This is a genomic window from Photobacterium lutimaris (assembly GCF_003025555.1).
Lineage (GTDB): Bacteria > Pseudomonadota > Gammaproteobacteria > Enterobacterales > Vibrionaceae > Photobacterium > Photobacterium lutimaris.
Window position 1 is genome coordinate 236,665 of record NZ_PYMH01000007.1, and the last position, 24,808, is coordinate 261,472.

Here is a 24,808-nt window from a genome sequence, read left to right on the forward strand (position 1 = left end):
ATGGCTAACGAAAAAACACAATCAGATTTGAATGAAAAGCTGATCGCTGTTAACCGTGTATCTAAGACGGTTAAAGGCGGACGTATTTTCAGCTTTACTGCACTAACAGTAGTTGGTGACGGTAACGGTCGCATCGGTTTTGGTTACGGTAAGGCACGTGAAGTTCCTGCTGCAATCCAGAAAGCGATGGAAAAAGCACGTCGTAACATGGTTACAGTTGCACTAAACGACGGTACTCTACACCACGCTGTTAAAGGTCGCCACACTGGTTCTAAAGTGTACATGCAGCCTGCATCAGAAGGTACTGGTATCATCGCCGGTGGTGCAATGCGTGCAGTGCTAGAAGTTGCGGGTATCCGTAACGTACTAGCTAAAGCATACGGTTCTACTAACCCAATCAACGTTGTTCGCGCAACAATTGACGGTCTAAGTGGAATGAACTCTCCAGAAATGATCGCTGCTAAGCGTGGTCTTTCTGTTAAAGAAATTCTGGAGTAATCGACATGGCTAAAACTATTAAAGTAACCCAAACAAAGAGCTCTATCGGTCGTTTGCCGAAGCATAAAGCATCTTTGCGTGGCCTAGGCCTTCGTCGCATCAACCACACTGTAGAACTTGAAGACACACCGTGCGTACGCGGTATGATCAACAAAGTTTTCTACATGGTTAAAGTTGAGGAGTAATCAGTATGCGTTTGAATACTCTATCTCCGGCTGCTGGTTCTAAGCCTTCTGCGAAGCGCGTAGGCCGTGGTATCGGTTCAGGTCTGGGTAAAACTTGTGGCCGTGGTCACAAAGGTCAGAAATCACGTTCAGGTGGTTCTGTACGTCCAGGCTTCGAAGGCGGTCAAATGCCTTTGAAACAGCGTCTACCAAAATTCGGTTTTACTTCTCGCAAGAGCCTTGTAACAGCTGAAGTTCGTCTAGGTGAACTAGCGAAAGTTGAAGGTGACGTAGTAAGTCTTGAAACTCTTAAGGCTGCGAACCTAATCACTAAGAACATCGAGTTCGTGAAAGTTGTACTTTCTGGTGAGATTGCTCGCACTGTAACAGTTAAAGGTCTACGCGTTACTAAAGGCGCTAAAGCTGCTATCGAAGCTGCAGGCGGTAAAATCGAGGAATAATTAACTCGAGGATGAGGTACAGATGGCTAAACAACCAGGACAAGATTTTCGTAGCGCCCAAGGTGGCCTAGCAGAGCTTAAGGTTCGCCTATTATTCGTTTTAGGTGCTATCTTAATTTTCCGAGCAGGCTCTTTTGTGCCTATTCCTGGTATTGACGCTGCTGTACTTGCCGATCTGTTCGAACAGCAAAAGGGTACCGTCATTGAACTGTTTAACATGTTCTCTGGCGGTGCACTTGAGCGTGCTTCCATCTTAGCTCTGGGTATCATGCCGTATATCTCGGCATCGATCATTGTCCAGTTGCTAACGGTTGTTCACCCGGCATTAGCCGAGTTGAAGAAGGAAGGGGAGTCTGGTCGTCGTAAGATTAGCCAGTACACCCGTTACGGCACGCTTGTTTTGGCAACCTTCCAAGCAATTGGTATTGCAACGGGGTTACCAAGTATGATTCCGGGTCTGGTTATTAACCCTGGCCTTGGATTCTACTTTGTTGCGGTCGTCAGTTTGGTTACCGGTACCATGTTCTTGATGTGGTTGGGTGAACAGATTACGGAGCGTGGCATAGGTAACGGTATATCTGTGATTATTTTCACTGGTATCGTTGCAGGTTTGCCGCCAGCTATTGGACAGACAGTGGAGCAAGCGCGTCAAGGTGAATTGCACGTACTTCTTCTACTATTGATTGCAGTGATTTCTTTCGCTGTCATTTACTTCGTAGTGTTCATGGAACGTGGTCAGCGACGTATCGTCGTTAACTACGCCAAGCGTCAGCAAGGCCGTCGTGTCTTTGCTGCACAGAGCACTCATCTGCCGTTGAAAATCAACATGGCAGGGGTAATTCCAGCGATTTTTGCATCAAGCATTATTCTGTTCCCGGGTACACTGGCTCAGTGGTTCGGTCAGAATGAAAACCTAGGTTGGCTAAGTGATATTTCACTGGCGCTAAGCCCTGGTCAGCCACTTTATGTGATGCTTTATGCTGCTGCGATTATTTTCTTCTGTTTCTTCTATACCGCGTTGGTGTTTAACCCTCGCGAGACAGCTGACAACTTGAAGAAGTCTGGTGCGTTCGTACCTGGTATTCGCCCGGGAGAGCAGACCGCGAAATATATAGATAAAGTGATGACACGCCTGACATTGGCTGGCGCGTTATATATCACCTTTATCTGTCTGATCCCCGAGTTTATGATGATTGCATGGAATGTCCGCTTTTATTTCGGCGGTACTTCACTACTGATTGTAGTTGTAGTTATTATGGACTTCATGGCTCAAGTTCAGACACATTTGATGTCTCAACAATATGAGTCTGTTTTGAAAAAGGCTAATCTTAAGGGCTCAGGCCGTTAAGATCCTAATTACGGAGTTTAGCAATGAAAGTTCGTGCTTCCGTTAAGAAAATCTGCCGTAACTGTAAAGTTATCAAGCGCAACGGTGTTGTGCGTGTAATTTGCAGTGAGCCAAAGCATAAACAACGCCAAGGCTAATTAGCAGAAATATTTCTTGCAAATTGAAGGTAGGTTGGCTAAATTAGCCAACCAATCTTTTGTGTGTGCAAAAGAATTGTTCCACCGCTGCGTATCCTAGACGGGCTTTGCAGCGGTTATTCTTGAAAAGTACTAGGAGTGAATAGTGGCCCGTATTGCAGGCATTAACATTCCTGATCAAAAACATTCTGTAATCGCTCTAACAGCGATCTACGGCATTGGTAAAACTCGCTCTCAAGCTATTCTAGCTGAAGTGGGTATTGCTGAAGATGTTAAGATCAGTGAACTAACTGAAGAGCAGATCGATCTACTGCGTGATGGTGTAGCTAAGTACACTGTAGAAGGTGATCTACGTCGTGAAGTTTCCATGAACATCAAGCGTCTAATGGACCTTGGCTGTTACCGTGGTCTTCGTCATCGTCGCAGTCTACCACTACGTGGACAGCGTACTAAAACCAACGCTCGTACCCGTAAGGGTCCGCGCAAGCCGATCAAAAAATAATCGGGTAAGGTAGAGAGTACAATGGCTAAACAACCAACTCGCGCGCGTAAGCGCGTACGCAAGCAAGTAGCAGATGGCGTTGCGCACATCCATGCTTCTTTCAATAACACAATCGTAACCATTACTGACCGTCAGGGTAACGCTCTATCTTGGGCAACTGCAGGTGGTTCAGGTTTCCGCGGTTCTCGTAAATCTACTCCGTTCGCTGCACAGGTTGCTGCTGAGCGTTGTGGTGAAATGGCCAAAGAATATGGCGTTAAGAACCTAGAAGTTATGGTTAAGGGCCCAGGTCCTGGTCGTGAGTCAACTATCCGCGCTCTAAACGCAGCGGGTTTCCGTATCACTAACATTGTTGATGCGACTCCGATCCCTCATAACGGTTGTCGTCCACCTAAGAAACGTCGCGTATAACGTTTCGTTTTTAGGAAAACTGGAGAAAGAACATGGCAAGATATTTGGGTCCTAAGCTGAAGCTTAGCCGTCGCGAAGGCACAGACTTATTCCTTAAGTCTGGTGTGCGCGCGATTGATACCAAGTGTAAAATCGACAATGCACCTGGTGTGCATGGTGCTCGTCGCGGTCGTCTATCAGACTACGGCGTACAGCTTCGCGAGAAACAAAAAGTTCGTCGTACTTACGGCGTACTTGAAAAGCAATTCCGTAACTACTACAAAGAAGCAGCTCGCATTAAGGGCAACACAGGTGAAAACCTGCTTCAGCTTCTTGAAGGTCGTCTAGATAACGTAGTTTACCGCATGGGCTTCGGTGCAACACGCGCTGAATCACGTCAGTTGGTAAGCCACAAAGCGATCCTAGTTAACGGTCAAGTCGTAAACGTTCCTTCTTTCAAGGTAGCGGCAAACGACGTTGTTAGCATTCGCGAGAAAGCTAAGAACCAAGCACGCATCAAAGCAGCTCTAGAAGTTGCTACTCAGCGTGAACTACCGACTTGGGTCGAAGTAGACAGCAGCAAGCTAGAAGGTACTTTCAAGCGCCTTCCAGAACGTTCTGATTTGTCTGCCGACATCAACGAACACCTGATCGTCGAGCTTTACTCTAAGTAAGGCTATAGTTAAGAGAGGACACAATGCAGGGTTCTGTAACAGAATTTCTTAAGCCACGTCTTGTTGATATTGAACAAGTTAACACGACGCATGCAAAAGTAACTCTTGAGCCGCTTGAGCGTGGTTTCGGCCACACTCTTGGTAACGCTCTACGTCGTATTCTTCTATCTTCAATGCCGGGTTGTGCCGTAACTGAAGTAGAAATCGACGGTGTGTTACACGAGTACAGCACCAAAGAAGGAGTACAGGAAGACATCCTTGAAATCCTTCTAAACCTTAAAGGCCTAGCCGTTAAGGTTGAGGGTAAAGACGAAGTTATCCTTACTCTGAATAAATCTGGTGCAGGCCCTGTTGTTGCAGGTGACATCACCCACGACGGTGATGTTGAGATTGCGAACCCAGAGCACGTAATCTGCCACCTAACTGATGACCATGCTGATATCAGCATGCGCATCAAGGTAGAGCGTGGTCGTGGCTATGTACCAGCGTCTGCTCGTATTCACACTGAAGAAGATGAGCGTCCAATTGGTCGTCTGCTAGTTGATGCAACTTTCAGCCCAGTTGACCGTATCGCATACGCCGTTGAGGCAGCACGTGTAGAACAACGTACTGACCTTGATAAGCTTGTTATCGATATGGAGACAAACGGTACACTTGATCCTGAGGAAGCTATCCGTCGTGCAGCTACTATCCTAGCTGAGCAACTGGATGCATTCGTAGATCTTCGTGATGTACGTGTTCCTGAAGAGAAAGAAGAGAAGCCGGAGTTCGATCCGATCCTACTGCGTCCTGTAGACGATCTTGAACTAACTGTTCGCTCTGCTAACTGTCTAAAAGCAGAAGCGATCCACTACATCGGTGATCTCGTTCAGCGTACTGAGGTAGAGCTTCTTAAGACTCCAAACCTTGGTAAGAAGTCTTTGACAGAAATCAAAGACGTGCTGGCATCACGTGGTCTGTCTCTAGGCATGCGCCTAGAAAACTGGCCGCCAGCATCAATTGCTGAAGATTAATAGTTACTGATATCTAGTTAGAAGGATTAGGTCATGCGCCATCGTAAGAGTGGTCGTCAACTCAACCGCAACAGCAGCCATCGCAAAGCGATGTTCAGCAACATGGCTGGCTCTCTGGTACGTCACGAACTTATCAAGACTACCGTGCCTAAGGCAAAAGAGCTGCGTCGCGTAATTGAGCCATTGATTACCCTAGCTAAGACCGACAGTGTTGCTAACCGTCGTCTTGCATTCGCACGTACTCGTGATAACGAAGTTGTTGCGAAACTATTTAACGAACTGGGCCCACGTTTTGCTCAGCGTCCAGGCGGTTACACTCGCATTATGAAATGCGGTTTCCGTGCTGGCGATAAAGCCCCTATGGCTTATATCGAGCTAGTAGATCGTCCTGAAGCTCAGGAAGAAGCTGCTGCTGAATAAGCAAAAGCGCGTTAAATAAGAAGAGGCCGAGTCTTAGACTCGGCTTTTTTTTTGCATAAACTTTCTTGTTATCCCAAACAACAAGGAAGCGAATGTATGATTTACCTGTTTGTCGACAGCTCCGGCTTTGGTGGTATTGAAAGCCATATCCAGCAGTTAGCCGCGTTGCTTAAATCACAACAGACCGACGTTGAGGTTGTATTTCTCCAGTATTACCCTTCTCACCCGCAGTACAACCAACTCAACCTCCTCCAGATCCCATATCGTTTTCTATCTGATTCATCTGTCATTGGTTTTTTTCGTAATCTAACGGCTGATGATGTTGTCCATGCCCACGGTTACAAAGCCTCCATTCTTTCGCGTCTATTTACGTTGATCGCACCCTTCCATCTTGTGACGACTTTTCATGCTGGCGAATCGGTATCGGGAAAGCTAGCCTGCTATGAGTGGCTCAACCGCTATAGTGGATGCTTGTCTTATAACCTTGCTGTTAGCGATAAAATCAGGCAGCAGCAACCATTTCGTTGCGAATTGCTGCGCAATTTTGTACGTTGCAAAAAGGATATAGTATGTCGAACACGCCATCCGACTTTGCAAGTGGGGTTTGTCGGCCGACTGAGTCATGAAAAAGCGATTGACCGTTTTGTTTCCCTTAGCCAGCAATTGCCGAGAATTGAATGCCATGTATTTGGTGATGGTGAGCAAGTTCACCTATTGGATGGTGAAGCACTAACATGGCACGGTTCGGTACCTTCAATGACACCTTACTGGAAACAGCTAGATGTGTTACTCATGCCTTCGCGTGCCGAAGGCATGCCGATGGCCGCACTAGAAGCTATGGCACACGGTGTTGTGGTGTTATCAACCGATGTCGGGGAGATGCCGTCCTTGCTGGATGCGGAGTGTATAGTTGCTGAAAGTGACTGGCTGTCACTCCGTCAGGTGGTCGTTGAGCTTGAGCGTGGAGGCGATGGTCAGTGGCTGCAGCTTTCACAGCGCCAGCAACAGTGGGTGAGAGCCCACTTCAGTGGCGAGGCGTGTTGGTCGCAACTGGCGCAGATCTACCGCTTAGCATAATAGATTTCATGCCCAACCCTGTCAGCTACGGTAACTTACACTCACTAAGGTACGGTCATCGTCATGGCTGTCTGGGTTGCGTTGCCATAAGTAATGGTGACGCTCATCAATTGGCATTCGTGCCATCTTCTTCCGTTCTTGCTCGGGCAATACTGACTCAAGCAATCCATCACTGTAGCCGTGCAGGCTAGTACCAGGCTGCATCGTTAGCTGGCAGGCTTCCCATTGTAGCGTATCAAACAAGCCCAATAACCCCACCGTCTCATTGAGATGGTGGCAGGAAGCATCGCATAGAATGGGTTTTGGCATTCCTGCATTGTAGAGAGTAACCCTATTTTCTGTACCGAGATGAATAACAAGCAAGCATACTAGGCTGTTGGACTGGGCTTGGTAGAGGTACAGGTTAAGTCGCTCGCATAATTGGGCGGGTGTTTGAGCAGGGTTGAGCAGGAGTCCCTGGATCAAACCGTAACACGTTCCTCCGTTGGCTTTAGCGGCGATGCCATGCCCCATCAGGTCGCCAAGGATCATCATCTCCGATCCATCAGCCATCGTCTGATGAATAAAAAAGTCACCGCTGATCTTTGGCTCCCGGCTGAGCTGGATATTGAATTTTCCGACCGTGATTGATGTTGTGGTTTGATCGCCAGTTGCCCCTTGTGGGGTTGTATGTTCGAGCCGCTGCAGCAAGTTGTCCTCAAACGCATCCAGTAAATGGTGATGTCGCTTGAGTACCCGATCCAATACCTGCAGCAGGTGCTGCTTGTTGATGGGTTTGGCCAGGAAGTCATCTATCCCCGATTGGGTGACAGCCGACATAGTATCCGATGCGGTGTCGCCAGAGAGAAAAACAAAGGGCAGCAAGCGGTGGTGGCGCAAGTGACCCACCTGCCGGCGGAATTCCAACCCGTTGAGATTCGGCATCCATAAGTCAGTGAGGACCAAATCGCAGTGGTTGGTTTGCAACCACTTCAGCGCATCATCAGCCTGGCTGAAAATGGAGAGTTGATAGTTTTGCTCAAGGTAGCTTGTCAGCATGGCGAGCTGGCTGCGGCTGTCATCGACAATGACAAGGTGCTTTCTGGCAGATTGTAAGGGGAGGCTAAACTCAATCTTGTTGTGATCGGGCAAGATTTGATAACTAAAGTCCGGGAATGTCGCTTTGATGATGGCAAGCCCCATTCCTGACTCACTCGGATAATCCGGCAGAACCGCATCGGATAAACACTGGGTTTGTGCTGGCCATGGCGAGCCATTATCGGTAATGGCGAGCCGGTATTGGCCTGCAAATTTCCCATAGCAGATACTACAGCGAGTCGCGGGCATTTTTTGGTGATCCAGTAAGTTGGCGCAGTATTCGCTGCAGACCAACTTGATACTTTGAATCAAGTCGGGACTAAGCTGGAGTGCAGAGGCTCTGTCATCCAGTACCCGGCGGATGTGGGCAAGGTTTTCGTAACTAAGGGCAAACTGGCGCTGGAACAAAACCTGATTCATGTTGTGTCATCCTTGGGGTGGCGTTTTGCTTTGTTACTGGTATTTTCCTTGTAATAGCGGGCTGCCTTGCAGGTAACCGACCAGTTTACGTTTGAGTCTTTGCGGTATCCAACGTGCTTTCCCATTCAATACTCGGATAATTTCCTCGGCGAGGGATGGGTTGGATTGATCATTGATTAATGTACCCAGTAAGGAAATGCCATTTTGCTCAAGCTTGCTGACACAGGTTAGTAGTTCACTTTCTGTCGTCTTGGCGGCGGCGAGGCAGAGGATGGTTGCATCACTGGCATGGCTAAGCGCATTGATCGGTAGATTTCGCCAATTAGTATTGGTCATGGTGCCGACATCACAAAGGATATAGTGGTAATCCTGCTTCCAGCGCTCAAGTGCTTGCTGAAAGGTATTCGGTTGGCGCAGCTCCAAGATAGTTTGTTCTTTACTTGGGCATGGGAGTAAGTCTAGTTGCTCTGTCAGTTGGAGTATCGCATCCGATTCTCCTTCGCCATTACTACACCAAGGCCGAGAGGAATAGCCTTGTCCTGAACCGGCTAGATCCAGATCGACCAACAAAACTTTGTGATCTTCGGCGCAGCGGCGTGCCAGCCAGTTACAGTGGGTTGATGTCCCACAATGCCTTGATGCGCCAGCCAAGGTGATCACCCGGGCATGGCGTTGATGAATCTGGTGAAAGAGTTGGTCATATTCTCCACTAAGCCAAGGTTTCATAATGCTGCTCCTAAGGCTATCAAGGTAAATATCCCCAGTACATCCCTTAGGCCCTGACGCCATTGCTCGCCGACAGAATCATTGAGGCTGGGGACATAAACGGTATCACCGGGGCGCAAAAGCGGGAGGGGATAACTGGCTGGATCGATAACGTAGTCGCGCAGGTTGAATGTTTGGGCTTTATCACCGCAACATGATGTATTCACTATCATGATCCGCTCTATATAGGCACTGTCAGAAGGGCCTCCGGCTTCGGCCAGCAAATCGAGGATGTTCATTTGGCTGTTGAACGGGTAACGACCGGGTTTGTTGACAGAGCCCATGAGTCGGACGACTTGCTCTGCCGGCTTATCGAGCCAGTTTCCTTCCAGTTTAGGCACATAGATAACGTCACCGGGAACGATCTCGGGCAGCAAGGTTTCGTCACCCGTATCGAAATACATCGATAGATTGAGGCGGGTGACTCGGGCTGTACTGTCATTACGGTGGCTGATGCGAATTTGGCGTAGATCGGCATCGCCATTGGGGCCGTCGGCTGCAGAAAGGATATCAAGGAAGCCCAGCTCGCGATTGAAGGCATAGCGTCCCGGTGCGCCGACTTGGCCAAAGACATAAATTGAATCATCGGCGGATTGGCGGATCCAGCTGGATTTGTTGTCGGTAGGATCGTGCGGTAGCTCATCGATAACGATGGTGTCGCCGGCGACCAAACGGGGTAAGGCCGTAAAACTGCCGCCTTCGTTGATGAAGTTATCAAGGTCAAAGTACACCACATTATCTTGTGATTGACGGCTCTCCTTGATGATCCGAATATTGGTGATATTGGCTTGCTGCAGCGGTCCGCCCGCCAGTGCCAGTACATCAAGGAAAGTCATACTGACGTTCCAATTGAAGCGACCTGGGGATTTTACCGCTCCCATCACCTTGATGGCCTCGGTATCAGCAACTGTATCGACTTGCGGTAAGAAAATGACATCACCAGCAACTACTTTGGGCAACAAGGATTCATTACCGGTTTTGAAGTAGCGAGCAAGGTTGAATCGGGTCACCTTGGTGGTTTTACCGTTACGGTGGGTGATAAGTACATCTTGGATGTCGGCTTCACCCGTTGGCCCATCGGCCGCGGAGAGAATATCAAGGAATCCTTGCTCACTGTTGAACGCATAGCGCCCTGGGGCACCGACTTGGCCGAAGATATAGATAGAGTCCAGTGCTGATTGGCGAAGCCAGCTGGCTTTGTTGTCGGTTGGGTCGTGAGGCAGTTCATCAAAGATGATGGTGTCGCCCGCTTGTAATTGTGGCAGCTGACTTTGCGGCTTGCCTTGCTTGGTGAAGGCTAGGAAGTCGAAGGTGGTGACTCTCTGTTCATCGGCCTTGGCATTCTCGCGCACAATACGAATGTTCGACAGGTTGGTTTGCTGCTTCGGGCCGCCGGCGTGCGCCAGTAGATCCATGAAGCTCATGGTGTCATTCCACTCGAAGCGGCCGGGCTTATTGACCGCACCGATAATTTTGATGGCGCGATCGTTGGTGACTTTGAGCCAGGACTTTTCGTTGAAATCGATTTTTTCCGGAATGAAAATAACATCGCCTGGCACCATGTCAGGTAAGGGGTACAAAGCGGGTGCTTGGGTATATTTGACAAGGTTGATTGTCATTGATGCCTTGGTATTGCTGAGCAGTTTTATTTGTGTGGTATCGGCAAAACGGGTTGGACCGCCTGCATTGGCCAGCACATCGATGAAGCCGGTTCCCGGCGAACTCTCGTAAGCCCCAGGGGCTTTGACCTCACCCATCACATAGACAGTCCGTGAGGTGGTATTGATATCTTCGACTTCTATCGGGGCAAAGATGGTGGTGCCGGGCTTTACCGGCGGTAAATCTTTCGTGATGCCTGTATCTAGATAGGCTTTGAGATCAAAAAGGTAGGGGGTGTTATCGGTGATCACTCGGATTTTTGTCACATCAGCATAGCGGGTGACACCCTCCGCACGCATCAAGGCATCGACGACCGTCATACCCGGTTTGAAGCTGAATGTACCGGGGTTACGTAACTCACCGAAGATGGTGATCCCTTGCTCTTCATCGGCATCTCCCCCCTTTGTTAGCGAGGCGGCGTCAAAATCGACCTCGACGTTACCGAGCAAGGGTGAAGTCGGGACAAAGATGGTATCACCACCTTGTAAAGCGGGAAGCTTGGTTGGGTCTCCAGCGTCAAGGTAGGCTTTGTAATTGAACCGTTGGGAGCTGTCATTTCTGATCAGCTTGAATTGATCCAGTTGGGCGCCGGGGCGGGCACCGCCTGCTGCGGAAATCGCCATTTGGACATTGGCTCCGGGCTTGAGCGAGATCATGCCCGGCTCCTCGACATAACCTAGGACTCGTACCCGCAAGACTTGCTCAAGAATACTGAGTTTGAATTCGTCGAGGTTGCGATAAACCGTTTTGAGCCGTTCGCGCAATTGCTTTTCGGCCTGCGGTAGGCTCAATCCGGCAATTGGCACCAGGCCGATTTCCGGCAGCCTGATTTGGCCTTGATCGTCGATAGTGAAAGGTTCATCGAAATCATTTTCTCCCGGCAGTTGGAGAAAAACCCGATCTCCAGGGGTCAGGTTAGCTCCCCAGGCTGGCGAAATAATGATCAGGAAAAGGAGTAGCAGCAACCTGATCATAGCGAGCCCGGGCTAAGCTGCTCTTTGACTGCATGCCAGTCACTGAGTGAATAAACCCTATGTGGTGATCGGGTATGGTGATCGACCAGTACTCTGGCATCTACTTTGCGGTTGCTTAGACGCTGTGTTCTTGACCTAGGGTCTTCAATAGATTCTATTTCACCGGCACTGAAAATTGAAATCTGATGGGAGTCTACCCCTTGCTCAATAAGATAGCGGCGGACCGTATCGGCTCGTCGCATGCCAAGCTGGTAATTGCTCTGTGTTGTGCCAATGGTGTCGGTATGTCCGGTCAATTGAAGTTGCCAATGATCTTGGCGTTTTAGAATCGATGCGGCGCGACGCAATGCATTTTGATAATCAGGCAGCAGTTTGGCGCGGTTAAAGGCGAACTGGTTATCAATCCGCATTAATAGTAGGAATTGATCCCGCAACTGTATCTCGGAATAGCGAGTATCTAGGCATTCGGTATGGTGCTCTAGCCAGTCCATCTGGCGTTGGATCTTGGCGAACTGGGTTTGATAGGCAAGCAAGGTGATATCTGCATCATCAGTGAATCCGGCCTTGGCTTCTTGGTTAGCCTTATCATGGATATTGGCAAGCTGCTGATACTGTCCCGGCAGGCACAGCTTGGCCCCGCGGGTTGCCAGCAGTTGGAGTTCGAAACTGTGATGCTCAAGCTCATGCCACTGATCAACATCCGGCGCTGCATAAGGCGTATCTCCGGTGGTAGGCCAGGTGGTACAGCCACTGGCCAGTAGCATCATTAGCAGGCTTGATAGTCTTCCCATATCAACATAACTCCGCTGAGGTGATCAAAGGGATCACCTTGTCGATCCTTAACATTTTCATCAGCTGGCGTGGTTGGCCATTCACATTGAGCAGGCGTAATGTTTTTCCTCTGCTTTTTAAGCGTTTGTATAAGAAAACAATGGCACCTATTCCACAGGAGTCAATAAATTGTACTTCTGTCATATCAATGATCAGCTCATCGTTATCAGTTTGACTGAGTGTTTCGAACTCGGGCTCCATCTGTCTGGCGAGGTGGGCATCAAATTCATTTTGAAGTGTCAGACCGATATTGGAGTTATTTACTGCTTGATTCATAACTGGCCTTTTGCGTTGTTGATGTTCCTCCTCTACCAATACAAGTGCTGTGCCAATTATTGCCCGCGTTTGCTCACCATGATGTAAATGGTTTTGAAAATAATGAACAGATCCATTTTGATCCACTGTAATGGTGAGCTGAGGGCTAAGGCATAGGCGTGATCAAAACCTATTTTGTTTTTCACGTCTTCCAGGTCACTGTCATAGCCCTGGCTGACTTGGGCCAGGCCGGTGATCCCGGGTTTCAAGCCGGCGGTTCGCTCAAGGTAAAATGGCAATGCATTTTGCAAAGTGCCACAAAACTCTGGCCGCTCCGGCCGAGGGCCGATTAACGCCATTTCCCCTTTGATGACATTGATAAACTGGGGAAGCTCATCCAACCGAGTGACGCGGAGAAAATGGCCAATGCGGGTTATGCGAGGGTCATTCTGCTGGGCCCAGGTGGCACCTGACTTTGACTCCGCGTTGTGGGACATAGAGCGAAACTTGATGACATCAAACAGTTCCACTTGCTCTTCGCTGATCCTACCCACCCGCATTTGGCGGTAGAACACCGGCCCAGGGGAGTCCAGTTTGATCAATAAGGCAATCAACGGCCAGAGTGGTAAGGTCAAAACCATACCGGTTGTGGCCAGCAAGATATCGCTGGTGCGTTTGAGCAATTGGGTGGACTGAGCCTGGTAGCTAGATAATGGCGGGAGGTGGCGCCAGCCACTACGAAAATGCCCCATGAAATAACGGAGCATGCCAATCAATGAAGCGGCATAACCGCTGACAAAATAATGCAGCTTATCGGTCAGCTTGCTGTGCAGGCCGAAACGGGGCAGGGTGGCAGCTAAGTATCCGGTTGCTTGTAGGGCTGTTAAGAGTTGGGCAAGAGCTGAACCCTGAATAGCCAAGGCTAACGATAACAGGAAATAGCCGATCAGAATAAACGGCATCAGGGTTCTGAGTGCTTTACCTGAGGTAAATAGCCAGCGCGCGCCATGATGGTTATGACGGAACACAAAGCGGCAGCGGATCAATTGCTGCAGGTTGCCGGCACCGATACGCTGCCGGCGTTGATAGGTATCTTGTTCGGACGAAGGAGAGAGCTCGACACTGTTGATATAGTGGTTGAATTGAACCTGGTAGCCTTGCTTGATCACCAGCATCGTCTGGATGAAATCGTCATTGATCGTATCTTCCGGCAAGGAGGAAAATAGCGGTGCTCGAACAATATAGAAGGCCCCGTTGCCTCCCATAACACTGCCGAGTTTCGATTCGGTTTGGCGAATCGAGTTTTGCCATTGCCAGTATTGCTCCTCGCCACGGGTGGCCTCGGCCAGGAGGTAGTTACAGGTCTGCGCCCCTATTTTGGGGTCTGTAAAGCTCTCGGCGGCTTGGGTTAGGGCGTCAATGGAAAGCAGTGCTGAGACATCGGACATGGCGATTAAATCAACCTTGTCTTTTATCAAGCTGAGTAGCTGATTGATGCGCACAACTTTGCCTTTATTGTTCGTCTCAACGATGCACTCCAGCTGAATACCAGCCTCGGCATATTTGTCCTTAAACCCTAGGGCTCGTTCTGCGGTATTATCACTGCAGCCATCACAGCAAATCCAAACAGAGAGCTTTTCTGGCGGGTAGTTCAGCATCAATAGGTTGGCAAGCTTGGCTTCGATAAAGTCAGCTTCGTTGTGGGCCGGAATGAGGATCGCGACGGAGGGGAGCTCGGTCGATCCTGCAGATAGCGGTGGCTCTGTTGTGCGGTGGCTACCTTTCTTTTTTACGGGCTCTTTTCTTCCAAGGAATATCATCAAACCAGTATAAATGACATGGTGATAGACAATCACTATGGTCATTGTGATTAATACCATCCAACTGATCGTCATGGTGCTCTCCCTTATCTGTTAGCAAGCGATTCATATGAGGCCGTCATTTCCCGGACATCGGCGAGGCGGTGAATATATTGGCTGGTTTGCTGGCAATCATGGATTGGCATACGCAGTCTGTCACGCAAGGCTTTGGCGAGTATCATGGGGTGCTCAGCTGGGATCAGGTGACCGCTGTGAGGGCATATCAAGTCGGGGATCCCGCCAACATCGGAGGCAATAACAGGTTTGCCACAGGACTGGGCTTCAAGCAGTGCAAGGGGAAGTCCCTCTTGGCGAGACGGCATACAAAAAAGATCAATTGCATGGTAGAAGTTCAGCATGTTGTCACAGCGCCCCAGCCAGTGGACACGCCCAGTAAGCCCTAGCTGTTGCGACAGGCGTTCTAACTGAATTCGCTCAGGGCCGTGGCCGGCGATGGCGACATGGTAAACCTCGGGTAATGCTGCCAGTGCCTCAAGTAAGGTATCGATCCCTTTTTCTCGCACTAAACGCCCGGCACCGCCAATGATTAACTTATCGGTAGGCAGCTGAAGACGGTGTCTTGCCTGATTAGCCTGCCCAGGCGCAAAGTGCTGGGTGTCGATCCCGTTGATGATGACATGATCAGCAAGGATCCCTTGGGATTTTAGGTGTTCGGCGATGCGGGGAGCGTCGGCGACAAGCTGGATGTTGCTTCCAGCCAGCAGGCTACGGGTGAGCAGGCGCTGTTTGGGATCGTCAAGGTGCCAGCTATCGTGCTCGGTTTGGATATGGGTGATCCCTTTCAGCCCGAGGCTGGCTGCGCGACTGTAGAGCAGCGGCCCTAGATGATGGGAATGGATCACCTTGGCTTGCAATGTGCGGATAAGCCGCCGTAACTTGAAAACGGTTCTCAAATCGCGACCGTGGGGCTTATCGAGGAAATATAAGTGATCCGCTAGTGGGGCCAATTCCGGCCATTGTTCGATTGCTTGCTCTTTATTGCCCTCAAGCGCAACAACAAATACCTGATTGTCAGGAGAGGCAAATCGCACTAGGTTGAGTACCAGCCTTTCAATGCCGCCGGGGCTTAAGTGCTGGACAACCTGCAAGGTAGTGGTAGTCATGACATTTCCTCGGAAAAGTAGGGGATGCGAATTAATACCGGGGCTTTGGTCAAGCGGACAATCTGTCGGTTTTGGTAAAGGCGGGTGTCTAGTAGCTGTACGGCACAAACCAGTGACAGCCCAAGCCCAAGACCGACAAAGATACCCATAGTGAAGTTTAGCCACCATGGCCAATTCAACGGTTGGCTTGGCACGCTGGGGCGGGCTATGATCTTGAGTTTGTCGGGTTCTTCGAAACGTCCCAGCTGACCGGTGACCTTGGCCATTTCGTAACGCTCTAGCAGTTGGTTGTATATTTTGGCTTTGACGTCATAGTTACGCTGCAATACGGTCAGCTCTTTCTCCAATTGGGCAAATTCAGCCCGCTTATCTTGCAAGCGTGAAGCCTGAGACTCCAGGAGTTGAAGCTCCCCCTCTAGCGAATGAATTTGGCTTTCTGCTTGCTGTAATTGTTCGAATTGGCTGATTAGGATCGGCTGGCTGGGGTTATCGAGTTGCTGGGTATTGCTGGCGATGCGCTGCCAGAGCTGGCCCACTTCTTGGGCGTTGAGCGATTGCTGCTGATCAACAAGGCGAGCACGCTCTTGTTTTAGGCGATTTAGCTGACGGAGTATGGCTTTGACCGAGGAGTGGCGGTCGGTATAGCTGGCTCTGAGGATGGCCAGCTCAGCTTCGGCTTTGACTATTTCCGTTTCGAGCATACCGACAACTGGATTGGTGCTGGCTAAGCGGTTATAGAAGTTATTCCGCTTGGCTTGGGCGTTGAGCAACTCGAGTCTGGTTTCTTGGATCTGGGTATTAATTTGGGCGTCATTTTGGATCCGACTTCCTTGTAGCTGGGGCAAGTTACCGGCATTGTCTGATTTAAATGCCGCCAAAGCATTTTCGGCATTTTCCAAATCGATTAATGTTGATTCGAGTTGTTGCTGAAGGAAAAGCTCGGAACCATCTATCGAAGCACGGCCTGGGGCTCGGAGCTTATCGAGGAATAATTCGGAGAGCTTATTGAGGATCTCTGGCATCTCTCTTGGGGTGTGCCAGTTCAACCCCAACTGAACCAAATCATTACCAATCAAGTTGACACTGAGGTTACTATTCAGTTGACTGACCACAGTACTGACCTGGCTTGGGCTATGGGCTGGTGCAAGCTTGAGCTCGATAGCAACCTGCTCGAGAACAAACTGACTATGGAGCAGTACCCGTAGTGCCTTGATCCGCTTTTGCAGGTTCATTGAAATTGATAAATCCTCCAAGAACGGGTTTAGCATCGCTGCTTCCTGTACCAGAATTGTGGTTTGGGCATAGTAGCGTTTGGCCTTTATCGATCCGCCTGCGGTCATGAGTAGCGGCATGATAAGCATGGGGATCAATAGCAGGTAGCGATGATTCCACAAGGCCTGTAGTAGCGGATATAACTTGGCAAAAAGTTGGGCTCTCATGGGGACAGCCTTTGCAATATCAGGGTATCGGCAGTCTGGTTGGGGGCGTATTCCAGATGCAGGGGAATGCTCTGGCGATTAGTTAGTTTGCTGACGGCCTGAATACGCTTTTGTCCTTGCAGCAGCGCCTCAAAAGGGTTGGCCAAGTCTGCCGGTGCCACTTTGGCGACAAGCTGGTGGTAGGGATTATCAGTTAAAAATTCACTTATCTTGCGTTGTTGCTCCGTCGTCAGTGAGGTTTGCTCTGGGCTGAAAAAAAGCGTCAAGGCTGTCTGCTTGGGCTGCGACGCACAGCCAAATATCAACAAGCAACTAATCGCTATTATCATCCTTTTCATTTTTCCCCCGGTCTTTATTAGTTTGCTACTCCATTTATTGGTAGCAAAAAAAGTGCCCGAAGTTAGGGAAATTGTAATCTAGCGTCTGAAATAATTGACATGGCTTAGCAGGAGAAGGCTTAGCTTAAGTTTTGTTTAATTACCTCAATGGCTTGTGTTGCACGGCATTTCCAACTCTCATGGGCAACTGTTTGATAGGCGCGCTGCGAATAATGCTGTCTCTGTGACGGTGTCCATTGGCAATATTGGTCGATTGCATTTAGCCATTCGGTTGTGTTGGTGGCTGTGGTTATGACTGAGCGGTAGGGCGTAGTAGCCGGGAATGCACTGCTGATCACTGGGCAGCCAGCAGCCAAATATTCCCTCAGCTTTAGCGGGTTGCAGGCGCGGATCTGTTCATTATCAATAAAGGGCAAAATCGCCATATTCCAGTGTTGCAGGTAGCGAGCTAGCTGTTGGTGGGGCTTGGCTGGGAGAAGGATGATGTTTTCTTGGTGGCGTAGTCGCTCGGTATTGCAATCTTGGCGGCCGATAAAATAGAAGTTGATATTAGGCCTAGCTTTCGTCAGCTTGATAATCAGTGTTTGATCCAGCCAGTTATTCAGACTGCCATAAAAACCAATGCTAGGGCGGGATGGGTCAATATCCTCTGGGCAGGTAGTAGGTTTCGCAAATTGCAACAAATGAACACCGTGTGGTAGCAGAACGGTTTTGCCGGCGGGAAACTTTGCCTTCAGGGCTGGGCTGCAGGCAAAAATGATATCAGCCCGAGCAATAAGACGCTGCTCGGCGGTGGCGGCCAGCTGATGATCTACACCTGCAAGCGCTGCAAAGTCATCCCCGCAATAATAAACCACCAAATCACTATCACAGATATCAAGGTAATCAACGGCACTTGGCAGCGCAGCCCATACGACACGCCGGCATATTTTTTTTGAAAGTTGCCTTTTCAAGAGGTGGTTGTTGAGTGCTTTGAGAATTGCGTGTTGCGCCATTGGCCATACCAATGGCTTGATCACAGTCGTGGGCCTATCTATATGCGCGTTTTGTCCAGTGTCGGTATTACGGCTTCGCGTTGTCACTTTTTCCCACATCCGCCTTATATCTCGGTGGCTCAATGTTGGCTGGCGCAAGCCGATGGAGTTGATCCAGTGAACATCATATTGTTGTCCGATAGCCTGTAATAAATGCTGGCTGCTGGAGGGATGGCGGCCCCAGTCTTCGCCGAAAACGAGAAACTCCATGTTAAGACTCCAATTGTTTGATGACTTTCGCCGGGTTGCCGCCAGCCAGTACGCCGGCAGGAATATCTTTAGTCACCACGCTACCGGCGGCGATCACGCTACCTTCCCCAATCGTGACTCCTGCCATTACCATCACGCCAGTACCCAGCCATGCATTGCGGCACAGATGAATATCCCCGATTTGCTGTTCGGTATCCGGTTTGCCCTGGGCGCGGGCGATAGGATCTAACGGGTGGCCGGGAAACCCTGCGAGGAACACTTTACTTGCCAGCCTGACGTTGTCGTCGATGCGGATTGTCCCTCCCACCGCGAGGATGTTCTGCCAGCCGATATCGACATTGTTACCCACGATGAGCTGGGGTGTTTGCTCTCCCCACGTTCGTCCGCAATAAGTTGCGATACCGGACAGGCGACATTGTTCACCGAGATGGATTGCCAATGAGCCCAAGACTTGCGGCATACCGCAGTCGAGGTGCAGTTGTCGGGGTCTGTTGGCAAGGCGGGAGATAAACATCGGGGTGAAATAGGCTTTTTGCAAAATGCAATGAAGGCTCTGCTTGACGGTGATATGCAGATGGTACAAGCCGCGATGCAAAAGCGGAATACAGGGTACGTAGCTACCACGAAGCTGTTGGACGACACTTTTGAGCATGGCAAAATGATTGGGGGCCAGGTGGGCCTTAACGAGTGCGCGCATAATTTGCCTCCTGATTGAGGGTGAGTCTGTCTAAAGCCAGTAGTAACCCGATCAATATATACAGGGGCCAAGTGGTGCCTTGGGTGAGGAAGGTGCCACTGACACAAAATGATAAGGTGCCGAGCCACAGTCCCTGTGCCAGCGGTTTCATTTCATGATGTTCAAGTCGCTTGAGCAACAGGTAACTGACACGCAGGGCTCCAATAACCATAAGCAGGAATAATACCAACCCAACGAAGCCCGTTTCAGAAAGGATCTGAAGCCAGGTACTGTGCACTGCGTGATTCTTGCCATCCCAGTGCGGAGAATAAAAATAGTAGTTGTAGTAGAAGTTGTTGAGGCCGACACCGGTGAATGGGTTGCTGACGGCCATATTGAAGGCCGCTTGCCAGGCATAGATCCGCCCCATCGCTGATTCATCAATCCCAGATTCAGCGGCTCCACCCGAACTTCGGTCACTGATCCCAGCCAAGACCATCAGTGCCAACAACCCGATCCCGCTGATGATGGTGGGCAATACAATCGAGCGGCTTCTCATTAGAGCCATAGCAAAGACCACGCAGGCAATACCCAATAACCCACCACGGCTTTGGGTCGCCAGTACACTCATGATCATGATAATCAGTACGATGACGGACAAAGCCCGTTGCCATTTAGGACCATGGAAACTGTAGGCCATAGCAAAGGAGACTGGGAACTGGAGCACCAATGCCAGATCGTTGGGGTCGCCAAGCATGGAGCCGATATCCCTGCCGATAGTGACCCGAGTTCCCTCGACGAGACCAATGCCATTGGCTTTGTTAAACAGAGCCAACCCACCGATCAACAGGCCGCTGAGCAAGAGAAGGTAAGGGATGATTTTCAGCTGCGGTAGCCGTTGTGGCAGCCAGCTGATAGCGAAAACCATAATCACGATTTTGATAAAGTTGCCATTGAAGCTGGCAAATGCCTCGCCACGATTGCTGGCACAAAGGCAGGAGACCAGCACCCAGGTGCTAAACAGCAAGAATAATGTTTGTAACCGGTGCCAATTGATGGTCTCTCTTTGTAACCACAGTTGCCATCCAAGCCCGGCGAGGCTTGCCAAGGCCAAGAGCTGGGGGATCTTCAATGGCATTAATAAAGGGAAGGCTTCATGGATCCTGAAGTAGGAGAAAATAATAAACCCAACACAAATGAGGAATGCCTGGTTAATGACGAAAGGCAAGACAAAAAGCAGGCTGACTAACAGTACTAGGTTGCCCTGAGACATCCAGAAAAAGAAAATCAGTCCGCTGCTGGTGAGGGCTAGGAGCCCCTGGTTTTGCCTCTTCATCGTGCTCTACCCACCCTTAGTGAATTGTCCAATTTCTTTTGGCGACACTGAATGAGTTTGCGTTGTGCCCAAGGCCAGCTGACCTGACCAATCAATAGTAGAGTGCATATGACTTCGTAGGCTGGGGACAATTGATAATGAGCCGTCAGCAAGACCATTATCAGGCCATAGCTGGCTGCGAGCCGGCCAAGCGGATAGGGCAGGTGCAGATAGTGTTGGCTGTAGTAATAGAACAAGCCTAAGCGTAGTAATTGAAGCCCAATACCGGCTCCAATAAACGCGAAAAGACCATATTCGGGAAGGATGAACAATAATATCCCCAAGGCGCAGCAAGCACCGAATACACCGATAAGCACCACACTTTTACCGTCTTTCTGGTGGTAGCAACCGATGTTGAGTAGGGTGCTGGCATGTTTGAACATCACCATGATACCGAGCAGTGGCAGCATCTCGGAACTGGCATGAAAATCATCAGGCAACCACCAAAGCAAAAACCGAGAACCGACGACGATGATCCCTGCCGTGACCAAACAGCTTAACTGACAGCCGACGATACTGATTACTGCGGCCTGCTGGCGATCTTCTGCTGTGTCGACTAAGCCAAAACGTTTGGGAAACCACCATAGGCCAAAAGGTTCGAGTAACAAGCTTGCAGCGATAGCCCATTGTATTGCAACGGCGTACGGTGCCAGCAAGCTAAGCCCTAACGTGTCAGCGATTGCCCAGCGCTCAGCGCCAATGACAATAAAACTAAGCACGCCAGAAAGGGTTATTGCTCGTCCATATCGAAAGAAAAGTCTGATATGGCCTAGCTTGGGGGAGGGGAAGTGCTTGGCTAATACGATCACTTGTACTATCTGGGCGACGAGTCCGGCTGCCATTACCCCATCAACGCCATAATGTGGGGCTAGCAGCAAGATGCCTAACCCCTGAATCAGGGCGAACACGACTTGTGCGGCGACAAAGATCTTAGCCTGATTGCGGATTCGCAATATAGCCAGAGGGACGCAGCTTAGCGTGTTGAGAAACAGGGTTGTGAGCAAGCAGTGCAAGGCAAATAATGGTGGTTCGCCGGGCAGAACTTGTTGCAACCAAGGTACCGCCAGCTGGGCGACAATGGTTAACCCGCCTGCGATGGTGAGGAGAAGCCCCAGTGCATTTCGGAAAATATCGTCTTGATTCTGCTGTTCATGCGCAAAGCGATAAATGGCATCACTGATCCCAAAAGACATGATCAATGTCAGTAAACTGCCCAAGGCGACGAGTACATCCAATCGGCCAAACTGTTCGGGACCCAACCACTGGGTTACAAAAGGCTGCAGGATTAACGCAATAAGCTTGCTGCTGATCAAGCCAACAGCGTATACCGCCATGGTCAGGGTTGGGGTCATAATGCGTTCACCTGTGCTGACAGCCTCTTGGCTTGAGAGAGGGCGGTGAACTGCCCCATGACTCGGTTGAACGCTTTTTCCCGGAGCTTAGTGAGTTTGGTGACAGGTTCGAGTCGGTGAGCGGCCATTGTTCGCGCTAATGCCATGTGATCATTCATCGGAACCTGATAGCCATATTGGTTTTCAAGGATTTCACTGCAGCCGGCCAGATCGGTCGTGATAACCGGTAGTCCCAGCGCCATAGCTTCTTTAATAACCAGTGGACCGGTGTCCTTGTCACCGTTGGGAGCGATAGTAAAAGGGGCAACCAGTGCTTTATAGTCATTGGCATGCTGCCGGTACCATGTTGCTTCTTTGCGGCCTAAAAAGTGAATTTGGGAAGCGATACCCTGCTGGTGGGCTTGCTGCTGTAATTGAGGCAGTAGCGGCCCATCACCGACAATGTCTAAAGAGGTATTGGAGGGTAATTGGCTTAATGCTTTTATCAGAGTGTCCAGTCCCTTTTTCTCGACTAACCGTCCGATAAACAGAAAATCTTTTTGGGGGCGCCAATCTGACGTTAGAGGTGGGTATTGGGTTGAATCAATTCCACAAGGTATATGCAAAACTGGACACTCCGTTGCAGCTTGCAGCTCAATTTGCATTTCTTTGGTCACCGCACAGACAAAATCGGCTGCCTGCAACTTGCTGGTAATGTCTTGCGGTGTGGCGTAAATATCGGCGCCGTGACCAACAAATGAGACGGGAATGTTAAGTAGTTTGGCCGCCACGATGGCCGTTGCAGTACTGTGCCAGGCAAAGTGGGCGTGAAGGTGCTCACAGTTGTCTCTTTTGGCCATATGAGCCAGCTGCAACCCTTGGCGCAGTAGTGATAGGTAGGTAAATCCACGTTGCTGTCTGAGAAATTTATGGCATCGGACAATATTCCAAAGCGCTTGAATCGGGTATTTGGGGGCTGATGAAAGATAGCGACAATGTTGTTTAAGTTCCTCATCAGCAGGTTGGAAATGCTGTCCGGGGCTGAAGGCATACGGTTGAACGGAATGTCCCAGCGCCTTCATCGCCCGCATCTCTACACCAACAAATGTTTCGGATAGCGTTGGGAATACCGGGATAACATAACCAATTTTCTTCATTGCTCTATCCTCTCTGTTTTCGGTTATCTATCCAATATTGATGCCAACACGCATTGGCGTGTGGATTGCATTGGGGTAGTGAACGAGATAATAAAAAGGTGGATGTGATGAGCTCAGAAACAGAAGTGAGTGTGGTGATCCCCAACTACAATTGCCTGCAAACTTTGCCAAGGGCGATCGAAAGTATCCGGATGCAAGGCGTGCCGGTTGAGATCATTGTGGTTGATGATGGTTCGAGTGATGGTTCGCGGAAGTGGTTGGCACAGCAGAGTGATGTGAAACTACTGCTCACCGAACGGACTGGGGCATCGCAAGCAAGAAATCATGGGATTGAGCATTGCTCCAACGAGTGGGTCGCTTTTCTCGATGCAGATGACTCCTGGTTGGAAAACAAATTATCTCAACAGTTATCGCTCCATCAGCACAATCCTGAGCTGGTATGCAGCTTTACCGATTACATGCATATGACCGAATTGGGGCAACCAATTATTGGGTGTTTTGACTATTGGCCGCGTTTTCGCAAACAACTCAGTCCCGAACCGGTATCTGTTTTTCCTTCTTTTACTCCGTTGCTCTATGCCGAGAATGTGGTGGGAACCAGTACGGTTATGGTGAAAAAACAGATCTTAGTTGAAGTAGGAGGATTTGATCCTGATTTGAAGTCGGCTTCTGATTGGGACTTGTGGTTAAAAGTGGCAGAGGAAGGAGGGGTCGGAGTTCTTAATCTTAATTTGTGCCACTACACCTCAGATAGAGCGGATGCGATAAGCCGGGATCATAACAAGCGTCTTAATGCGATGAAGTTAATATTGAACAAGCACCGCGCCAAAGTCAGTAAGCACCCTGCAGCTCTCCTGGCGGGATATTTACGCTGGGTGACGGGAAAAGCAGAGTACAACCGATTGAAAAAAGCCTATCTCATTTCGGCCTGCCAGGAGCTAGCCGTGCTTTGCCTGCAGCCCAGTAAGCAAAGAGTAAAAGCGGCTGGTCGAGACATATTGAACATTTTGTCGTAAAAATGATCCAGTTATCACCCTATGGTTTATTTTTTGCTCTGTTGGTGTTTATTTGTATTTTTATGCTTGCCAATAATTATTCTCTCTCTATAATGCCGCATCACCGACACGGAGAGCGGCGCTGAAAAGCCCACTACCGAGCGGTAAGGGAATAAGCCAAGAAAAATAAATTTTAAAAAGTGTTTGACACAAAAGTTTGTTTGGATAGAATGGCTGCCCTGTTCAACGAGAGTTAGCTTCGCTAAGAAGTTGATAATAAGTTGAATATTTTGTTCTTTAACAATTTGACCATGCAATCTGTGTGGGCACTCGTGAAATGATAGTCAACAAAAGAATTATCAATGAAACTGAGTGACCAATACAAAATAGCGATTCTATTTATAGGAAAGGTATTTTGGCACAGTCAATTCAATCATTACTTCGGTAGTGATTTAACAGTATTTCATTGAGCCAAAACTTTAATTGAAGAGTTTGATCATGGCTCAGATTGAACGCTGGCGGCAGGCCTAACACATGCAAGTCGAGCGGCAGCGACAACATTGACCCTTCGGGTGATTTGTTGGGCGGCGAGCGGCGGACGGGTG

Annotated in this window: 26 protein-coding genes and 1 rRNA gene; 13 read left to right on the forward strand and 14 right to left on the reverse strand. The window is 49.5% G+C overall.

The genetic code is table 11. The features are described from left to right. The 11 genes from rpsE (at nt 1) to C9I99_RS15980 (ending at nt 6,684) form a co-directional block, all read left to right on the forward strand. Complete coding sequence (rpsE, locus tag C9I99_RS15930) at nt 1-498, forward strand: 30S ribosomal protein S5 (RefSeq protein WP_107349865.1); 498 nt, start codon at nt 1-3, stop codon at nt 496-498. Between the two features lie 5 nt (nt 499-503). Then, nucleotides 504-683, forward strand: a complete 180-nt coding sequence (gene rpmD / locus C9I99_RS15935; RefSeq protein WP_107349866.1) for a 50S ribosomal protein L30 — start codon at nt 504-506, stop codon at nt 681-683. A gap of 5 nt (nt 684-688) precedes the next feature. Continuing rightward, complete coding sequence (gene rplO / locus C9I99_RS15940) at nt 689-1,123, forward strand: 50S ribosomal protein L15 (protein WP_107349867.1); 435 nt, start codon at nt 689-691, stop codon at nt 1,121-1,123. Nucleotides 1,124-1,145: 22 nt separating this feature from the next. Next, nucleotides 1,146-2,471, forward strand: coding sequence for a preprotein translocase subunit SecY (gene secY, locus C9I99_RS15945; protein WP_107349868.1), 1,326 nt, complete (start codon nt 1,146-1,148; stop codon nt 2,469-2,471). A gap of 23 nt (nt 2,472-2,494) precedes the next feature. Next, on the forward strand, nt 2,495-2,608 hold the full coding sequence (rpmJ, locus tag C9I99_RS15950) for a 50S ribosomal protein L36 (protein ID WP_000868186.1): 114 nt from the start codon (nt 2,495-2,497) through the stop codon (nt 2,606-2,608). Nucleotides 2,609-2,753: 145 nt separating this feature from the next. After that, the gene (rpsM, locus tag C9I99_RS15955) at nt 2,754-3,110 is read left to right on the forward strand and encodes a 30S ribosomal protein S13 (RefSeq protein ID WP_107349869.1); all 357 of its coding nucleotides are present in this window, start codon (nt 2,754-2,756) and stop codon (nt 3,108-3,110) included. A gap of 21 nt (nt 3,111-3,131) precedes the next feature. Continuing rightward, on the forward strand, nt 3,132-3,521 hold the full coding sequence (gene rpsK / locus C9I99_RS15960; RefSeq protein ID WP_005370963.1) for a 30S ribosomal protein S11: 390 nt from the start codon (nt 3,132-3,134) through the stop codon (nt 3,519-3,521). Between the two features lie 32 nt (nt 3,522-3,553). After that, complete coding sequence (rpsD, locus tag C9I99_RS15965; protein ID WP_107349870.1) at nt 3,554-4,174, forward strand: 30S ribosomal protein S4; 621 nt, start codon at nt 3,554-3,556, stop codon at nt 4,172-4,174. Between the two features lie 23 nt (nt 4,175-4,197). Beyond that, nucleotides 4,198-5,187: a DNA-directed RNA polymerase subunit alpha gene (locus C9I99_RS15970; RefSeq protein WP_107349871.1), complete on the forward strand. Its 990-nt coding sequence runs from the start codon at nt 4,198-4,200 to the stop codon at nt 5,185-5,187. Between the two features lie 33 nt (nt 5,188-5,220). Continuing rightward, the gene (rplQ, locus tag C9I99_RS15975; protein ID WP_107349872.1) at nt 5,221-5,607 is read left to right on the forward strand and encodes a 50S ribosomal protein L17; all 387 of its coding nucleotides are present in this window, start codon (nt 5,221-5,223) and stop codon (nt 5,605-5,607) included. Nucleotides 5,608-5,703: 96 nt separating this feature from the next. Beyond that, nucleotides 5,704-6,684, forward strand: a complete 981-nt coding sequence (locus tag C9I99_RS15980; protein WP_107349873.1) for a glycosyltransferase family 4 protein — start codon at nt 5,704-5,706, stop codon at nt 6,682-6,684. A gap of 21 nt (nt 6,685-6,705) precedes the next feature. On the opposite strand, the gene C9I99_RS15985 is transcribed toward C9I99_RS15980, so the two are convergent. From C9I99_RS15985 to C9I99_RS16050, 14 genes are all read right to left on the reverse strand, one after another. Beyond that, on the reverse strand, nt 6,706-8,181 hold the full coding sequence (locus C9I99_RS15985) for a response regulator (RefSeq protein ID WP_107349874.1): 1,476 nt from the start codon (nt 8,179-8,181) through the stop codon (nt 6,706-6,708). A gap of 33 nt (nt 8,182-8,214) precedes the next feature. Further along, entirely contained in the window at nt 8,215-8,907 is a 693-nt protein-coding gene (locus C9I99_RS15990; protein ID WP_107349875.1) for a P-loop NTPase family protein, read from the reverse strand. After that, the gene (locus tag C9I99_RS15995) at nt 8,904-11,579 is read right to left on the reverse strand and encodes an SLBB domain-containing protein (RefSeq protein WP_107349876.1); all 2,676 of its coding nucleotides are present in this window, start codon (nt 11,577-11,579) and stop codon (nt 8,904-8,906) included. The genes C9I99_RS15990 and C9I99_RS15995 overlap by 4 nt, the downstream gene beginning before the upstream one ends. Next, on the reverse strand, nt 11,576-12,370 hold the full coding sequence (locus C9I99_RS16000) for an OmpA family protein (RefSeq protein WP_107349877.1): 795 nt from the start codon (nt 12,368-12,370) through the stop codon (nt 11,576-11,578). The genes C9I99_RS15995 and C9I99_RS16000 overlap by 4 nt, the downstream gene beginning before the upstream one ends. A 1-nt stretch (nt 12,371) precedes the next feature. Further along, complete coding sequence (locus C9I99_RS16005; protein WP_107349878.1) at nt 12,372-12,686, reverse strand: STAS domain-containing protein; 315 nt, start codon at nt 12,684-12,686, stop codon at nt 12,372-12,374. 56 nt (nt 12,687-12,742) lie between these two features. Further along, a complete protein-coding gene (locus C9I99_RS16010; protein WP_107349879.1) occupies nt 12,743-14,560 on the reverse strand; it encodes a sugar transferase in 1,818 nt (605 codons plus the stop codon). Nucleotides 14,561-14,571: 11 nt separating this feature from the next. Further along, entirely contained in the window at nt 14,572-15,648 is a 1,077-nt protein-coding gene (locus tag C9I99_RS16015; RefSeq protein ID WP_107349880.1) for a glycosyltransferase, read from the reverse strand. Next, entirely contained in the window at nt 15,645-17,087 is a 1,443-nt protein-coding gene (locus C9I99_RS16020; protein ID WP_107349881.1) for a GumC family protein, read from the reverse strand. Before C9I99_RS16020 ends, C9I99_RS16015 begins: the two co-directional genes overlap by 4 nt. Beyond that, nucleotides 17,084-17,425 (reverse strand): putative periplasmic lipoprotein, encoded by a 342-nt coding sequence (locus C9I99_RS16025; RefSeq protein ID WP_107349882.1) that lies wholly within the window; start codon nt 17,423-17,425, stop codon nt 17,084-17,086. Before C9I99_RS16025 ends, C9I99_RS16020 begins: the two co-directional genes overlap by 4 nt. Nucleotides 17,426-17,544: 119 nt before the next feature. Further along, nucleotides 17,545-18,669, reverse strand: coding sequence for a glycosyltransferase (locus tag C9I99_RS16030; RefSeq protein ID WP_107349883.1), 1,125 nt, complete (start codon nt 18,667-18,669; stop codon nt 17,545-17,547). 1 nt (nt 18,670) lies between these two features. Continuing rightward, nucleotides 18,671-19,366, reverse strand: a complete 696-nt coding sequence (locus C9I99_RS16035) for an acyltransferase (protein ID WP_107349884.1) — start codon at nt 19,364-19,366, stop codon at nt 18,671-18,673. Continuing rightward, nucleotides 19,350-20,681 (reverse strand): O-antigen ligase family protein, encoded by a 1,332-nt coding sequence (locus tag C9I99_RS16040; protein ID WP_107349885.1) that lies wholly within the window; start codon nt 20,679-20,681, stop codon nt 19,350-19,352. The genes C9I99_RS16035 and C9I99_RS16040 overlap by 17 nt, the downstream gene beginning before the upstream one ends. Further along, the gene (locus tag C9I99_RS16045) at nt 20,678-22,072 is read right to left on the reverse strand and encodes a lipopolysaccharide biosynthesis protein (protein ID WP_107349886.1); all 1,395 of its coding nucleotides are present in this window, start codon (nt 22,070-22,072) and stop codon (nt 20,678-20,680) included. Before C9I99_RS16045 ends, C9I99_RS16040 begins: the two co-directional genes overlap by 4 nt. After that, nucleotides 22,069-23,208, reverse strand: a complete 1,140-nt coding sequence (locus C9I99_RS16050) for a glycosyltransferase family 4 protein (protein ID WP_107349887.1) — start codon at nt 23,206-23,208, stop codon at nt 22,069-22,071. Before C9I99_RS16050 ends, C9I99_RS16045 begins: the two co-directional genes overlap by 4 nt. 107 nt (nt 23,209-23,315) lie before the next feature. On the opposite strand from C9I99_RS16050, the gene C9I99_RS16055 reads away from it, so the two are divergent. Continuing rightward, on the forward strand, nt 23,316-24,224 hold the full coding sequence (locus C9I99_RS16055; protein WP_107349888.1) for a glycosyltransferase family 2 protein: 909 nt from the start codon (nt 23,316-23,318) through the stop codon (nt 24,222-24,224). A 459-nt stretch (nt 24,225-24,683) separates the two neighbouring features. Further along, nucleotides 24,684-24,808 (forward strand): 16S ribosomal RNA (locus C9I99_RS16060); the annotation flags it as partial.